The organism is Cupriavidus sp. H39 (genome assembly GCF_050271075.1).
Classification (GTDB): Bacteria; Pseudomonadota; Gammaproteobacteria; order Burkholderiales; family Burkholderiaceae; genus Cupriavidus; species Cupriavidus necator_B.
Window position 1 is genome coordinate 746690 of the sequence record NZ_CP189848.1, and the last position, 14621, is coordinate 761310.

Consider the following 14621-nt stretch of genomic DNA (forward strand, 5'->3'; position numbering starts at 1 on the left):
ATGCACCGCGTGGCGCATTCGCGCCAGCGGGGAATTTTTTTCGCCCACGCCGGTCTGCGTCGCTATAATCCGCGTTTTGATTCGGCTACGACCGCGGGCCAGGCCGCGTTTCCCACCAGCTGTGGGACACGCCAGGCAGCTCGACATGCGGCCCCGACCGATGAATTGGACTCCGGGCGGCGGCGCACCAGAACGTGCACCCATGCGCCGCCCGGCATTCGGTTTCTCGCCACAAGGGCACCTTCTGCATAGGGCGGCGGCATGCTGATCTGGTTTGTCATCATCTACTGGGTAATCTCGGTCGGCATCGGCCTGTGGGCGGCGCTGCGCGTGCGCAACACCACCGATTTCGCCGTGGCCGGGCGCAGCCTGCCGTTCCATATCGTCACCGCCACCGTCTTCGCCACCTGGTTCGGCTCGGAGACGGTGCTGGGCATTCCCGCCGTGTTCCTGAAGGAAGGCCTGTCGGGCGTGGTGTCGGACCCGTTCGGGTCGTCGCTGTGCCTGATCCTGGTCGGCTTGTTCTTCGCCCGGCCGCTGTACCGGATGAACCTGCTGACCATCGGCGACTACTACCACAACCGCTATGGCCGGCTGGCCGAGGTGCTGACCACGCTGTGCATCGTGGTCTCATACCTGGGCTGGGTCGCGGCGCAGATCAAGGCGCTGGGGCTGGTGTTCTATACCGTTTCGGACGGCGCGCTGTCGCAGGAGGCCGGCATGATGATCGGCGCGGCCAGCGTGCTGGTCTATACGCTGTTCGGCGGCATGTGGTCGGTGGCCATCACCGACTTCATCCAGATGATCATCATCGTGATCGGGATGATGTATATCGGCTACGAGGTCAGCGGCCAGGCCGGCGGCGTCGCCGCGGTGGTGTCGCACGCGGCCGCGGCCGGCAAGTTCGAGTTCCTGCCGTCTCTGGACCTGATCCAGATCATCGGCTTCGCGGCGGCGCTGTTCACCATGATGCTGGGCTCGATCCCGCAGCAGGACGTGTTCCAGCGCGTGACCTCGTCGCGCACCGAGCTGATCGCCGGGCGCGCCTCGGTGCTGGGCGGCGTGCTGTACTTCTGCTTCGCCTTCATCCCGATGTTCCTGGCGTATTCGGCCACCATGATCGACCCGGGCATGGTGTCGAAGTACATCGACACCGATTCGCAGCTGATCCTGCCGCAACTGATCCTGCAGCACGCCCCGATGTTCGCGCAGGTGATGTTCTTCGGCGCGCTGCTGTCGGCGATCAAGAGCTGCGCCTCGGCTACGCTGTTGGCGCCGTCGGTGACCTTCGCCGAGAACATCCTGCGGCCGTATTTCCGCCACCTCGACGACAGGCAGTTCCTGCGCGTGATGCAGACCGTGGTGCTGGTGTTCACCGCGCTGGTCACGCTGTTCGCGCTGAACTCGCACCTGTCGATCTTCCATATGGTTGAAAATGCCTATAAAGTCACGCTGGTGTCGTCGTTCGTGCCGCTGGCCTTCGGCATGTTCTGGAAACACGCCACCCGCCAGGGCGGGCTGGCGGCGATCCTGCTGGGCCTGTCGTCGTGGCTGACCTGCGAGGTCGCCTTTGCCGACGCCATGGTGCCGCCGCAGATGGTGGGCCTGGTGTTCTCGATCAGCGGCATGGTGGTCGGTTCGCTGTTGCCGCAGTGGATTGCAGATCACGCGCCGGTCAAGGAAGTCCATATCGCCTGACGTCACGGCGGCCGCCACCCCCTTATTTCCGCCGATCAGGCAGCCCCGGAACGGTTTATAATTCAAGGCTTTGCATCGCCGAGCGGGATATCCCGCTGCCGCCATGGCTTGCGGCGATGTCCGCCCTTGTACCGATTCCGAAGTTTTCTCGCGAAATAACACCATGCCGATCTATGCCTACCGTTGCGACGCCTGCGGCCACGGGCGCGATGTGCTGCAGAAAATGAGCGATGCCCCGCTGACCGACTGCCCGTCCTGCGGCGCCGCCGGCGCGTTCAAGAAGCAGCTGACCGCTGCCGGCTTCCAGCTCAAGGGCTCGGGCTGGTACGTGACCGACTTCCGCGGCGGCAGCAGTGGCGCCGGCGCGCCAGCGGCCGCCAGCGCCACCGGCGCCACCGGCGGTGCGGCCGAGGCAAGCGCCAGCGCCCCGGCGGCGGCTGAATCGTCGGGCAGCACGGCTGCCGCGGCGCCGGCCGCCGGCGGTTGCGGCAGCGCCTGCGCCTGCCACTGAGCCGGACCCGCGCCGTGGTCGCCAAGAAGACTTCCGCCCTGAAAACCTGGTTCCTGACCGGGCTGCTGGTGCTGGTGCCGCTGGGCATCACGCTGTGGGTGCTCAGCCTGATCATCGGCACGATGGACCAGAGCCTGGCGCTGCTGCCGGAGGCCTGGCGCCCGGACCGGCTGATGTTCGGCAAGCGCGTGACCGGCCTCGGCGCCATCCTGACGCTGCTGTTCATCCTGCTGGTCGGCCTGCTGGCGCATAACTTTATCGGCCAGCGCCTGGTGCGCTGGTGGGAAGCGCTGCTGGGCCATATCCCCGTGGTGGGGCCGATCTACACCAGCGTCAAGCAGGTCTCGGACACGCTGCTGTCATCCTCCGGCAACGCCTTCCGCAAGGCGCTGCTGGTGCAGTACCCGCGCGAAGGCTCGTGGACCATCGCGTTCCTGACCGGGCGCCCCGGCGGCGACGTGCAGAACCACCTGCAGGGCGAATACGTCAGCGTCTACGTGCCGACCACGCCCAATCCGACCTCGGGCTTCTTCCTGATGATGCCCAAGGCCGACACCATCGAACTCGACATGACCGTCGACGCCGCGCTCAAGTACATCGTCTCGATGGGCGTGGTGGCACCGGCGGAATTGCCGCGCAAGAACGGCAGCGCCCCCCGGCCGGCGGTCCCCGCCCATCCGGCCGGCAGGGCCAGCAGCGAGGAACCGGTCGAGACGACCGATCCTTGAGCCTCCAAACTGATCACGGGCTGCCCGATGCAATCGGGCAGCCGCGTTTTACCGGGAATCTCCTTATGTCCTCCATGCGTACTCACTACTGCGGTCTGGTGACCGAACAATTCTCGGGCCAGGAAGTGGCCCTGACCGGCTGGGTCCAGCGCCGCCGCGACCATGGCGGCGTGATCTTCATCGACCTGCGCGACCGCGAGGGCCTGGTGCAGGTGGTATGCGATCCGGATCGCCCCGAGATGTTCAAGGCCGCGGAAGAGATCCGCAACGAGTTCTGCATCCGCATCACCGGCAAGGTGCGCCCGCGCCCGGCCGGCACCGAGAACGCCAACCTGACCTCGGGCAAGATCGAGGTACTGTGCCACGAGCTGACCGTGCTGAACCCGTCGGTCACGCCGCCGTTCCAGCTCGATGACGACAACCTGTCGGAAACCACGCGCCTGACGCACCGCGTGCTGGACCTGCGCCGCCCGCAGATGCAGTACAACCTGCGCCTGCGCTACAAGGTGGCGATGGAAGTGCGCAAGTTCCTCGACGCCCAGGGCTTTATCGACATCGAGACGCCGATGCTGGGCAAGAGCACGCCCGAAGGCGCGCGCGATTACCTGGTGCCGTCGCGCGTGAACCCGGGACACTTCTTCGCGCTGCCGCAATCGCCGCAGATCTTCAAGCAGATGCTGATGGTGTCGGGCTTCGACCGCTACTACCAGATCACCAAGTGCTTCCGCGACGAAGACCTGCGCGCCGACCGCCAGCCGGAATTCACGCAGATCGACTGCGAGACCTCGTTCCTGACCGAGCAGGAGATCCGCGACCTGTTCGAGGACATGATGCGCACGGTGTTCAAGAACGCCATCGATGTCGACCTCGACGCGAAATTCCCGGTGATGGAGTTCCGCGAGGCCATGGCGCGCTTCGGCTCGGACAAGCCTGACCTGCGCGTCAAGCTGGAATTCACCGAGCTGACCGAGGTGATGAAGGACGTCGACTTCAAGGTGTTCTCGGGCCCCGCCAACAGCGACAACGGCCGCGTGGTCGGCCTGCGCGTGCCGGGCGGCGGTGCCATCTCGCGCGGCGAGATCGACGCCTACACCCAGTTCGTCGGCATCTACGGCGCCAAGGGCCTGGCCTGGATCAAGGTCAACGAAGTGGCCAAGGGCCGCGACGGCCTGCAATCGCCGATCGTCAAGAACCTGCACGACGCCGCCATTGCCGAGATCCTGAAGCGCACCGGCGCGCAGGACGGCGACATCATCTTCTTCGGCGCCGACAAGGCCAAGGTGGTCAACGACTCGATCGGCGCGCTGCGCCTGAAGATCGGCCACTCTGATTTCGGCAAGGCCAGCGGCCTGTTCGAGGACGCCTGGAAGCCGCTGTGGGTGGTCGACTTCCCGATGTTCGAGTACGACGAGGAAGACGCGCGCTGGGTGGCGATGCACCACCCGTTCACCAGCCCCAAGGACGAGCACATGGAGTACCTGGAGACCGATCCGGGCAAGTGCCTGGCCAAGGCCTACGACATGGTGCTGAACGGCTGGGAAATGGGCGGCGGCTCGGTGCGGATCTTCCGTTCGGACATCCAGAGCAAGGTGTTCCGCGCGCTCAACATCAACGACGAGGAAGCCCGCGCCAAGTTCGGCTACCTGCTCGACGCGCTGCAGTACGGCGCGCCCCCGCACGGCGGCCTGGCCTTCGGCCTGGACCGCATCGTCACGATGATGGCCGGCGCCGACTCGATCCGCGACGTGATCGCCTTCCCCAAGACCCAGCGCGCCCAGGACCTGCTGACGCAGGCGCCGAGCTCGGTCGACGAGAAGCAACTGCGCGAGCTGCATATCCGCCTGCGCACCGCCGAGCCCAAGCCCAACGCCTGACCGGTTCCGGGTCGTCTGGTCCGCAAAAAAGCCGCGCGATTGCGCGGCTTTTTTGCTTGATGCGCAACATCCGCGCCCCGCGCATTGGTTTCGATTTGTTACCGGTCGGAACGAAGGCAGCGCCAGGCGGGTCTTCTTCCTTTGATCCGCAATTCGACACGCAATTTGCCGAGGAACCCTGTCATGAAGGTTCCCGGCACTCGGGAGGAAATTCGTGAACATGACCCTGGATACCGAACTCATCCGCCAGTTCCTGCTGGCCCATCAGGAAACCATCCTGACCTGGCTGGCGGCGGGACTGATCATGATGCTGCTGGCCCGTTTCGAGCTGCGCCGCGCCCAGCGCCGCGCGGCGCAGGCCATGTCAGAATCGGTGGCCACCACCGTGGCCGCCTGCGTGCCGGATATCGCCCATGCGGTGCAGGCCGCGTCGCCCCAGGCGGTGGCCGAGCAGCCGGTCGAGATGCAGCGCGCCGAAGCCCTGCGCCGCCTCGCACTGGACACCGTCGGCGTGGTGATGACGCGCGGCCGCTGGCTCGATGAACTGGGCAACCTGCGCCTGGCCGACGATGCCTTGCTGGCCGGCCAGCGCGCCGACGGCGCCGATCCGCTGCTGGTGGTGGCGCCGCAACCGGTGGTGCAGGCCTACCTCGATGCGCAGCGCGTGTTCGAGGACGAGGCCGCGCAAGTGCAGGCGCTGCGCCGCGACGCCCAGCGCGTGCAGGAGGCGCTGCAGGCGCTGGACGCCGAGGCTGCGCATATCGAGCAGGAAACCGGCAGCATCGTACTGCGCTTCGAACAGGTCAACGCGCAGGCCGCCCAGGGCGTGGATGGCGGCGATTACCAGCGCTTCCTGATCCAGAAGTACAACACGCTGGGCCAGCGCGAGAAGGAAATCGCGCAGGAGCGCGCGCGGGTGCAAGGCGAGGCGCGGCAACGCGCCGAGGCCCTGGCCGCGCATGCGCATGGTGCGTCCAGGCGTTACCGCCAGGCGCTGGCGCCGCTGATGGACCAGCTGCGCGCGGCCTGGGGCCATGGCGACTCGCCGCAGGTGTTCGACACCTGGCAGCGCCACGGCACCACCGAGCCGTACCTGGCCCCGCATACCATGCACGGCGCGCGCAACGCGGCCTGATCCGGCGCGCGGGCGCAGCGTCCGCAAGCAGGCGGCGCGGCGCTTTCACGTGGCAAGCGCGCGCGCCTGCGCTATCCTTGGGTTTGTCCTTTGGCCCAGACCCATGTCACACAAGATCCCGGAATCCGTGCTGGTGGTGATTTACACGCCAGATCTTCAAGTCTTGCTGCTGGAACGCGCCGATCGCCCGGGCTTCTGGCAGTCCGTCACCGGCAGCCTCGACACCCTGGACGAACCGCTGGCGCTGACCGCGGCGCGTGAAGTGGCGGAGGAAACCGGCATCATCGCCGGCGAGCACCAGCTCACCGACTGGGGCCATGCCATCCAGTACGAGATCTACCCGCAGTGGCGCCACCGCTATGCCGAAGGCGTGACGCGCAATACCGAGCACTGGTTCGGCCTGCGCGTGGCCGAGGCGCTGCCGGTGACGCTGGCGCCACGCGAGCATCTGCAATACAAATGGCTGCCGTGGGAACTGGCGGCGCGGCAATGCTTCTCCAGCAGCAATGCCGAAGCCATACGCCAGCTCTGCTGGCGCGCTGGGGCCGTTGGCGACGTGGCCAGCAGGCAGCCGGCATTCGGAGGGCAGCCATGAAGCTGCGCGTGGTCACCTACAACATCCACAAGGGAGTGACCGGCATCTCGCGGCGCCCCCGCATCCAGAACGTGCGCGCCGGCCTGCATGCGATGGATGCGGACATCGTCTTCCTGCAGGAAGTGCAGGACCGCAACGACCGCCTGGTGGCCGCGGCGCTGTTCGACCCGGAACACACCCAGCTCAACTACCTCGCCACCGACGCCTATCCGCATTCGGTCTACGGCCGCAATGCGGTCTACGACTACGGCCATCACGGCAACGCGATCCTGTCGCGCCATCCGATCCTGATGTCCGAAAACCTCGATATTTCCGATCACCGCTTCGAACAGCGCGGCCTGCTGCACGCGGTGGCGGATGTGCACGGCGTCGAGACCCACCTGATCTGCGTGCATTTCGGCCTGTTCGCGCGCAGCCGCGTCCGCCAGGCCGAGGCGCTGGTGGAGCGGGTGCAGAACGTGGTCCCGGCCGGCGTGCCGCTGGTGATCGCGGGCGACTTCAACGACTGGAACCACCGGCTCGATGCGCAGATCTGCAATACGCTGGGCGCGGTCGAAGCGTCGCACGCGCGCGGCGCGCGGCTGCATACGTTCCCGAGCCATATGCCGTGGTGGCAGCTCGACCGGATCTATGTGCGCGGCTACGAGATCGAGCGCGCCCACGCGCTGACTGGCCGCGACTGGGCGCAACGCTCCGATCACGTGCCGCTGGTGGCGGAGCTGGGCCATCCGCTGGGCGGGATGGTGGAGCGGGACGCGACCGCGGACAAGGCCGCCTGAGGCCGGTTTGACTCAGCCCGCGCCGCCGTCGCGGCCGGGCACGCGGTAGTCGCGGATAAACGTGAACACCGCCGGCGCGTCGTTCAGGTCCAGCACCGGCAGCGTGGTCATGGCGGCGACGGCGGCGGGGTCATCGGTCGCAACCGCCACTACGCCCGGCACCTCGTCCCACAACGGCGCACGGCCCAGCGCGGGGCGGAAAACCTCCAGCTTGGGGAAATCACTGCGCTTGTACCCTTCCACCAGCACCAGGTCGGTGTCGGGCGGCAGCACCGCGAGCGCATCGTCGAGTTCGGGCGATGGCACGGCTTCGGGGTAATGGCGCATCAGCGTCAGGTGGCGCGCGCCGACCAGCACGACGTTGGCGCAACCGGCCGCGCGCATGCGCCACGAATCCTTGCCGGGCGTATCCGGATCGAAGCCGTGGTGGGTGTGCTTGACGCCGGCCACGCGCAGGCCGGCATCGACAAAGCATGGGATGAGCTGGTCCAGCAGCGTGGTCTTGCCGCTGCCGGATGAACCGGTAATGCCGAATACCTTCACCATGGTTTCCGTAGGGGGCGTCGGGAGTTTGCCTGCGCGCACCGGATCGTGCCGACGGTCAGACATCGGCATCGACGATAGCAGAGTTCCGCACGCCAATGTGCAGGCGGCGCCTTTGCGCGCGGCAAACTGTCCGATAATCACGGCATGTCACGGATCTCCTACTCTGCCCAGGCTGCAGACGCCCCGGTGCATGACACGGCCACCGCCGGCGAGCTGCCTTATCGCCACCACATGCTGCGCTGGGCCTGGCGCCGCGGCAAGCCCACCACTGGCAACACGGTGCGGCTGCTGCACGGCGGCCAGGACTTCTTTCCCGCGCTGATCGCCGCGATCGACCAGGCCGCGTTCCAGGTCATGCTGGAAACCTACATCTACGCCGACGACGAGGTCGGCCGCGCCGTCGCCGACGCGCTGATCCGTGCCGCCGCGCGCGGGGTCGCGGTGCGCGTGACGGTGGACGGCTTCGGCGCCGGCGACATGCCCGCGCAGCTGGCCGAGCGGCTGCGCGCGGGTGGCGTGCGGCTGCGCGTCTACCGCGCCTTGCGCGGCTTCCGCCTGGCCCGGCGCCACCTGCGCCGGCTGCACCGCAAGGTTGCCGTGATCGACCGCGAGGTCGCCTTTGTCGGCGGCATCAACATCATCGACGACCACAACCACGGCCCCTTCGAAGGCGCCAACCTGGGGCCGCGCTACGACTTCGCGGTGCAGATCAGCGGGCCGCTGGTGGACCGCATCGCGCTGTCGTCCGAGCGGCTCTGGTGGCGGCTGTCGCTGCGCGAGGCGCGTGGCAGCGAGCGCGCCGCCGCGGTCGCCGAATACCCGCTGGTGACCGACCTGCCGCCGCGCCCGGAGGCGACCGGCGGGATCCGCGCCGCGCTGCTGCTGCGCGACAACCTGCGCAACCGCCGCACCATCGAGCGCGAATACCTGCGCGCGCTGGGCGCCGCGCGCCACGACGTGATCCTGGCCAACGCCTACTTCCTGCCCGGCCACAAGATGCGGCGCGCATTGCTGGCCTGCCGCGAGCGCGGCGTGCGCGTGCGGCTGCTGCTGCAGGGCATGGTCGAATATCGGCTGCAGCACTACGCCACCCATGCGCTCTATGCGTCGTTGCTGGAGGCCGGCGTCGAGATCTACGAGTACGCCGAGAGCTTCCTGCACGCCAAGGTCGGCGTGGTGGACGAGGCCTGGGCCACGGTAGGGTCGAGCAATATGGACCCCTTCAGCCTGCTGCTCGCGCGCGAGGCCAACATTGCCGTTTATGATGCGGCCTTTGCCGCTGAACTGCGCGCAGCGCTGGAGCGGGCCATTGCACACCAGAGCGTACGAGTGCTGCCCGACGTGCATGCGCGCCGCTCGCCGCTGCACCGGCTGGCCAACTGGGCGGCCTATATGCTGCTGCGGCTTGGCGTGATCATCGCCGGGGTTACGGGCCGCTACTGAAGCGGCCCGCGGGCGGTGTGCGTTTGCTGCCATGCGGCAACGCGAACGCTGCACCGGTTGCAGCACGGTCGCTGGCGGACATGCTGCATTGCAGTCCGTTTAGAAACAGCGGTCTAATTAAAAGCTTGATGGCCAGGTGCCGCGCCAGAATAATCTGAACGACCGTTCTTTTTTGGCTTAGACTGCGTGCATTCGCGGTATGCACCGGCAAATCCGCCGGCCGGCCGCAAGCAATGAATGCAACGTCAGGGTCATACGCGGGGCCGCAGCAGGCCCCGCAGAACGGAGAAAAAACATGCGACACCAGTCAGCCCGTCTCGAATCCGCCGCTTCGTCCCCCTCGCCCATGCGCAAGGGCGAGATGACGCGCGTGGCGATTCTGGATGCCGCACTGGAATTGTCGTCCCGCGACGGGCTCGAAGGTCTGACCATCGGGCTGCTCGCGGAACGCATGCAGATGAGCAAGAGCGGTGTGTTCGCGCATTTCGGTTCGCGCGAGGACCTGCAGGTAGAGGTGGTGCGGGAGTATCACCGCCGGTTCGAGCAGGAGGTGTTCTATCCCTCGCTGCAGGAACCGCGCGGACTGCCCCGGCTGTGGTCGATGGTGCGGCGCTGGATGGAGAAGCGCATCCAGGAAGTGACGACTGGGTGCATCTACATCAGCGGCGCCGTGGAGTACGACGACCGCGCCGGCAGCCTGGTGCGTGACGAGCTGGTCAAGAGCGTCACGATCTGGCGGGCAGCGCTGAACCGCGCCATCAACCAGGCCAAGGAAGAGGGGCATTTGCGCGCGGATTGCGATCCGCGCCTGATGCTGTTCGAGATGTACAGCCTTGAACTAGGCTTGCATCATGACGCCCGTTTCCTGCGCCTGCCTGACAGCGCCGAGCTTGCCATGGTCGCGCTCAACAAACTGATTCAGTCTTACCGTACCTGAGGTCGCCCGGTCAGGCCGTCGCGCGCAAGCGGGACGGGCGGCGTGGCGGCATCGCACAACTCCAAGGAGTCTCTGATGGGCCAGTACACCGCACCGTTGCGCGACATGCAGTTCGTGCTCCATGAACTGCTCGGCGCCGAAGCCGAACTCAAGGCGATGCCGCCGCACGCGGACATCGACGCGGACACCATCAACCAGGTCATCGAGGAAGCCGGCAAGTTCTGCGCGGACGTGGTGTTCCCGCTCAACCAGACGGGCGACCGCGAAGGCTGCACCTACGTCGGCGACGGCGTGGTCAAGGCGCCCACGGGCTTCAAGGAAGCCTACCAGCAGTATGTCGAGGCCGGCTGGCCGGCACTGGCGTGCGATCCGGCCTACGGCGGCCAGGGCCTGCCGATCGTGGTCAACAACGTGGTCTACGAGATGCTGAACTCGGCCAACCAGGCCTGGACCATGTACCCGGGCCTGTCGCACGGCGCCTATGAGGCCCTGCACGCACACGGCACGCCCGAACTGCAGCAGACCTACCTGCCCAAGCTGGTGTCCGGCGTGTGGACCGGCACCATGTGCCTGACCGAGCCGCACTGCGGCACTGACCTCGGCATTCTGCGTTCCAAGGCCGAGCCGCAGGCCGACGGTTCGTACCTGATCACCGGCACCAAGATCTTCATCTCCGCCGGCGAGCATGACCTGGCCGAGAACATCATCCACCTGGTGCTGGCCCGCCTGCCGGACGCGCCGGGTGGGACCAAGGGCATCTCGCTGTTCGTGGTGCCGAAGTTCATCCCCGACGCCAGCGGCAACCCCGGCGAGCGCAACGGCATCCAGTGCGGCTCGATCGAGCACAAGATGGGCATCCACGGCAACGCCACCTGCGTGATGAACCTCGACAGCGCGCGCGGCTGGCTGGTGGGCGAGGCCAACAAGGGCCTGAACGCCATGTTCGTGATGATGAATGCCGCGCGCCTGGGTGTGGGCGCGCAGGGCCTGGGCCTGACCGAGGTGGCGTACCAGAACTCGGTCGCCTACGCCAAGGACCGCCTGCAGATGCGCTCGCTGACCGGCCCGAAGGCGCCCGAGAAGGCCGCCGACCCGATCATCGTGCATCCGGATGTGCGCCGCATGCTGCTGACGCAGCGCGCCTACGCCGAAGGCGGCCGCGCGTTCAGCTACTGGACCGCGCTGCAGATCGACCGCGAGCTGTCACATCCGGACGAGGCCGTGCGCAAGCAGGCCGGCGACCTGGTCGCGCTGCTGACACCGGTGATCAAGGCCTTCCTGACCGACAACGCCTTTACCGCCACCAATGAGGGCATGCAGGTGTTCGGCGGCCACGGCTACATCTCCGAATGGGGCATGGAGCAATACGTGCGCGACGCCCGCATCAACATGATCTACGAAGGCACCAACACCATCCAGGCGCTGGACCTGCTGGGCCGCAAGATCCTGGGCGACATGGGCGCGAAGATGAAGGCCTTCGGCAAGATCGTGCAGGAATTCGTCGAGGCCGAAGGCACCAATGAAGCCATGCAGGAATTCATCAACCCGCTGGCCGACCTGGGCGACAAGGTGCAGAAGCTGACCATGGAAATCGGCATGAAGGCAATGGGCAATGCCGATGAAGTCGGCGCTGCCGCGGTGCCATACCTACGCGTGGTGGGCCACCTGGTGTTCTCTTACTTCTGGGCCCGCATGGCCAAGGTCGCGCTGGAGAAGCAGGGCAGCGGCGACAAGTTCTACACCGCCAAGCTGGCCACCGCGCGCTTCTACTTTGCCAAGCTGCAGCCGGAAACCGCGGCGGAGATCCGCAAGGCGCGCGCGGGCTCGGCCTCGCTGATGGCGCTGGACGCGGATTTGTTCTGAGTCGACTCTACCCGTCGTTCCCGGCCGGGAACGACGGCTTCGCATCTGTCTAACGCTCACTAATCCAGGAGCGAGCATGTCCAATTTCATCGTCAAGAAGGTCGCCGTGCTGGGTGCCGGCGTCATGGGGGCGCAGATTGCCGCCCACCTGATCAACGCGCGCGTGCCCGTGGTGCTGTTCGATCTTCCCGCCAAGGAAGGCCCGAAGAACGGCATCGCGCTGCGCGCCATCGAGAACCTGAAGAAGCTGTCGCCCGCGCCGCTGGGCCTCAAGGATGAGGCCGGCCTGATCCAGGCCGCCAACTACGAAGACGATATCGCCCTGCTCAAGCAATGCGACCTGGTGATCGAGGCGATCGCCGAGCGCATGGACTGGAAGCACGACCTGTACAAGAAGGTCGCGCCGCACCTGGCCTCGCACGCGATCTTCGCGACCAACACCTCCGGGCTGTCGATCACCGCGCTGTCCGACGGGTTTGACGACAACCTGAAATCGCGCTTCTGCGGCGTGCATTTCTTCAACCCGCCGCGCTACATGCACCTGGTCGAGCTGATCCCGACCGCGACCACGCAGCCGCAGATCCTCGACCAGCTCGAAGCGTTCCTCACCACCACGCTCGGCAAGGGCGTGGTGCGCGCCAAGGACACGCCCAACTTCATCGCCAACCGGGTCGGCATCTTCTCGATCCTGGCGGTGTTCGCCGAGGCCGAGAAGTTCGGCATCCCGTTCGACGTGGTCGACGACCTGACCGGTTCCAAGCTGGGCCGCGCCAAGTCCGCCACCTTCCGCACCGCGGACGTGGTCGGCCTGGACACCATGGCGCACGTGATCAAGACCATGCAGGACAACCTGCACGACGACCCGTTCGCACCGGTCTACCAGACCCCGGCCGTGCTCAAGGGCCTGGTCGACGCGGGCGCGCTGGGCCAGAAGACCGGCGCCGGCTTCTACAAGAAGGAAGGCAAGGCCATCAAGGTGCTCGACGCCAAGACCGGCCAGTACGTCGATGCCGGCAAGAAGGCCGACGAGATCGTGGTGCGCATGCTGAAGAAGGAACCGGCCGAGCGCATCCGGCTGCTGCGCGAATCGACCAACCCGCAGGCGCAGTTCCTGTGGGCGGTGTTCCGCGACGTGTTCCACTACATCGCCGTGTACCTCGAGCAGATTGCCGGCTCGGCCGCCGATATCGACCTGGCGATCCGCTGGGGCTTCGGCTGGAACTCGGGTCCGTTCGAGGACTGGCAGGCGGCCGGCTGGAAGCAGGTGGCCGAGTGGGTGAAGGAGGACGTCGACGGCGGCAAGGCGCTGTCGGGTGCGCCGCTGCCGGCGTGGGTGTTCTCCGGCCCCGTCGCCGACAACCAGGGCGTGCACGCGGCGGCCGGTTCATGGTCGCCCGCGACGCAGTCGTTCGCCGCGCGCAGCACGCTGCCGGTGTACCAGCGCCAGGCCTTCCGCGCCGCGATCCAGGGTACGGCCGCGGCCGATCCGCGCAAGGCCGGCCGCACCGTCGAAGAGAACGACGCGGTGCGCATCTGGGTCAGCGAGGGCCAGGACGATGTGCTGGTGGTCTCGTTCAAGAGCAAGATGAACACCATCGGGCCGGACGTGATCGACGGCCTGACCCGCGCCATCGACCTGGCCGAAGCCGGCTACAAGGGCCTGGTGGTGTGGCAGCCGACCTCGCTGCAGCTGGGCGCGCCGGGCGGCCCGTTCTCCGCGGGCGCCAACCTGGAAGCGGCGATGCCCGCCTTCATGATGGGCGGCGCCAAGGGCATCGAGCCGTTCGTGAAGAAATTCCAGGATGGCATGATGCGCGTGAAGTACGCCTCGGTGCCGGTGGTGTCGGCGGCGTCGGGCATCGCGCTGGGCGGCGGCTGTGAGCTGATGCTGCACTCCGCCGCGCGCGTGGCCGCGCTGGAAACCTATATCGGCCTGGTCGAAGTGGGCGTGGGCCTGGTGCCGGCCGGCGGCGGCCTGAAGGAAGCCGCGCTGGCGGCCGCGCGCGCGGCGCAGGCCGCGGGCAGCACCAACTACCTGCAGTTCCTGACCAGCCGCTTCCAGAGCGCGGCCATGGCCAAGGTCTCCGCATCGGCGCTGGAAGCGCGCCAGATGGGCTATCTGCAGCCGTCCGACCAGATCGTCTTCAACGTGCATGAACTGCTGTACGTGGCGCAGAACACCGTGCGTGCGCTGGCCGACGCCGGCTACCGCGCGCCGCTGCCGATGCTGATCCCGGTTGCCGGCCGTTCCGGTGTGGCCACCATCAAGGCCTCGCTGGTCAACATGCGCGACGGCGGCTTTATCTCGGCGCACGATTTCCTGATCGCCGCGCGCATTGCCGAAGTGGTGTGCGGCGGCGATGTCGAGGCCGGCGCGCTGGTCAGCGAGGACTGGCTGCTGGCGCTGGAGCGCAAGGCCTTCGTCGACCTGCTCGGCACCGGCAAGACGCAGGAGCGCATCATGGGCATGCTGCAGACCGGCAAGCCGGTGCGCAACTAAATGGCAAGCGAG

12 protein-coding genes are annotated in these 14621 nt (G+C 67.0%); 11 read left to right on the top strand and 1 reads right to left on the bottom strand.

What is annotated here, in order from left to right; all coding sequences use genetic code 11:
- The first annotated feature begins 261 nt into the window (after positions 1-261).
- The 7 genes from ACOCMH_RS18915 to ACOCMH_RS18945 all read left to right on the top strand — a co-directional run bounded on the left by ACOCMH_RS18915 (position 262) and on the right by ACOCMH_RS18945 (position 7320).
- A complete protein-coding gene (locus ACOCMH_RS18915; RefSeq protein WP_427312510.1) occupies positions 262-1698 on the top strand; it encodes a sodium:solute symporter family protein in 1437 nt (478 codons plus the stop codon).
- Between the two features lie 163 nt (positions 1699-1861).
- Positions 1862-2209 carry an FmdB family zinc ribbon protein gene (locus ACOCMH_RS18920; protein ID WP_427312511.1) on the top strand — a complete coding sequence of 116 codons (348 nt, stop codon included), beginning with the start codon at positions 1862-1864 and terminating at the stop codon, positions 2207-2209.
- Positions 2210-2223: 14 nt separating this feature from the next.
- Positions 2224-2937: a DUF502 domain-containing protein gene (locus ACOCMH_RS18925; protein WP_171514202.1), complete on the top strand. Its 714-nt coding sequence runs from the start codon at positions 2224-2226 to the stop codon at positions 2935-2937.
- Between the two features lie 65 nt (positions 2938-3002).
- Positions 3003-4811: an aspartate--tRNA ligase gene (gene aspS, locus ACOCMH_RS18930; RefSeq protein ID WP_171514201.1), complete on the top strand. Its 1809-nt coding sequence runs from the start codon at positions 3003-3005 to the stop codon at positions 4809-4811.
- Between the two features lie 220 nt (positions 4812-5031).
- Positions 5032-5946: a hypothetical protein gene (locus ACOCMH_RS18935; RefSeq protein WP_427312512.1), complete on the top strand. Its 915-nt coding sequence runs from the start codon at positions 5032-5034 to the stop codon at positions 5944-5946.
- A 103-nt stretch (positions 5947-6049) separates the two neighbouring features.
- Complete coding sequence (gene nudB / locus ACOCMH_RS18940) at positions 6050-6541, top strand: dihydroneopterin triphosphate diphosphatase (RefSeq protein ID WP_427312513.1); 492 nt, start codon at positions 6050-6052, stop codon at positions 6539-6541.
- A complete protein-coding gene (locus tag ACOCMH_RS18945; protein ID WP_427312514.1) occupies positions 6538-7320 on the top strand; it encodes an endonuclease/exonuclease/phosphatase family protein in 783 nt (260 codons plus the stop codon). The genes nudB and ACOCMH_RS18945 overlap by 4 nt, the downstream gene beginning before the upstream one ends.
- Before the next feature lie 12 nt (positions 7321-7332).
- Here the strand turns inward: ACOCMH_RS18945 and mobB are convergent, their stop codons facing one another.
- On the bottom strand, positions 7333-7863 hold the full coding sequence (mobB, locus tag ACOCMH_RS18950; RefSeq protein ID WP_171514452.1) for a molybdopterin-guanine dinucleotide biosynthesis protein B: 531 nt from the start codon (positions 7861-7863) through the stop codon (positions 7333-7335).
- Between the two features lie 234 nt (positions 7864-8097).
- Here mobB and clsB point away from each other — a divergent pair, with 234 nt between their 5' ends.
- From clsB to ACOCMH_RS18970, 4 genes are all read left to right on the top strand, one after another.
- Positions 8098-9309: a cardiolipin synthase ClsB gene (clsB, locus tag ACOCMH_RS18955; protein ID WP_427313317.1), complete on the top strand. Its 1212-nt coding sequence runs from the start codon at positions 8098-8100 to the stop codon at positions 9307-9309.
- Positions 9310-9655: 346 nt separating this feature from the next.
- Positions 9656-10246, top strand: a complete 591-nt coding sequence (locus tag ACOCMH_RS18960; RefSeq protein ID WP_062796770.1) for a TetR/AcrR family transcriptional regulator — start codon at positions 9656-9658, stop codon at positions 10244-10246.
- Positions 10247-10321: 75 nt separating this feature from the next.
- The gene (locus ACOCMH_RS18965; RefSeq protein WP_427312515.1) at positions 10322-12109 is read left to right on the top strand and encodes an acyl-CoA dehydrogenase C-terminal domain-containing protein; all 1788 of its coding nucleotides are present in this window, start codon (positions 10322-10324) and stop codon (positions 12107-12109) included.
- A 76-nt stretch (positions 12110-12185) separates the two neighbouring features.
- A complete protein-coding gene (locus ACOCMH_RS18970) occupies positions 12186-14609 on the top strand; it encodes a 3-hydroxyacyl-CoA dehydrogenase/enoyl-CoA hydratase family protein (RefSeq protein ID WP_427312516.1) in 2424 nt (807 codons plus the stop codon).
- The last annotated feature ends 12 nt before the right edge of the window (positions 14610-14621 follow it).

Bases quoted from the DNA above. Each gene is read 5' to 3' on its own strand.
- ACOCMH_RS18915 (WP_427312510.1), top strand. From the start codon at position 262: ATGCTGATCTGGTTTGTCATCATCTACTGGGTAATCTCGGTCGGCATC.
- ACOCMH_RS18920 (WP_427312511.1), top strand. From the start codon at position 1,862: ATGCCGATCTATGCCTACCGTTGCGACGCCTGCGGCCACGGGCGCGAT.
- aspS (WP_171514201.1), top strand. From the start codon at position 3,003: ATGTCCTCCATGCGTACTCACTACTGCGGTCTGGTGACCGAACAATTC.
- ACOCMH_RS18935 (WP_427312512.1), top strand. From the start codon at position 5,032: ATGACCCTGGATACCGAACTCATCCGCCAGTTCCTGCTGGCCCATCAG.
- nudB (WP_427312513.1), top strand. From the start codon at position 6,050: ATGTCACACAAGATCCCGGAATCCGTGCTGGTGGTGATTTACACGCCA.
- ACOCMH_RS18945 (WP_427312514.1), top strand. From the start codon at position 6,538: ATGAAGCTGCGCGTGGTCACCTACAACATCCACAAGGGAGTGACCGGC.
- clsB (WP_427313317.1), top strand. From the start codon at position 8,098: ATGCTGCGCTGGGCCTGGCGCCGCGGCAAGCCCACCACTGGCAACACG.
- ACOCMH_RS18960 (WP_062796770.1), top strand. From the start codon at position 9,656: ATGCGCAAGGGCGAGATGACGCGCGTGGCGATTCTGGATGCCGCACTG.
- ACOCMH_RS18965 (WP_427312515.1), top strand. From the start codon at position 10,322: ATGGGCCAGTACACCGCACCGTTGCGCGACATGCAGTTCGTGCTCCAT.
- ACOCMH_RS18970 (WP_427312516.1), top strand. From the start codon at position 12,186: ATGTCCAATTTCATCGTCAAGAAGGTCGCCGTGCTGGGTGCCGGCGTC.